Genomic DNA, 386 nt, shown 5'->3' on the forward strand with positions numbered 1-386 from the left:
GTTTTTAAGTAACAAATATAAACTGTCGCGAGCAATGGTTATAACACCATCACTTTCGACCATGTTTATTTTAATGAAAGCTGTCTCGCTAACTAAACATGATGATAATTTTTTCGAAGCGTTTGTGTCATCTTCTGTTTTTTTATCAATTATTGTGCCTATTTTTGTGGCTAACCTCTTGAAAAGGATAAGTGAGAAACGATTTTTTAAGAGTGAATCTTTACCACTCGTTGTACAACAAACAGTAAACCTTATAGTTTGGACACTATTAGCTATATTCAGTTTTATTTTTTGTTTTGAAGTTGTTTACGAATTCCTTTGCCTCGCTTTAGACAGCGCTAAAGTTGTCCTAAACTCAAATGAATGGGTTGCTCCTGAGTATTTAC

1 protein-coding gene is annotated in these 386 nt (G+C 33.2%); it reads left to right on the forward strand.

The annotated features are described in order from the left end of the window. Positions 1-386 (forward strand): hypothetical protein (locus BCT81_RS29580; RefSeq protein ID WP_206748009.1); only part of this gene is annotated, 386 nt, incomplete at both ends.

Origin of the sequence: Vibrio sp. 10N.261.52.A1 (assembly GCF_002876325.1) — a bacterium.
Taxonomy (GTDB): Bacteria; Pseudomonadota; Gammaproteobacteria; order Enterobacterales; family Vibrionaceae; genus Vibrio; species Vibrio chagasii.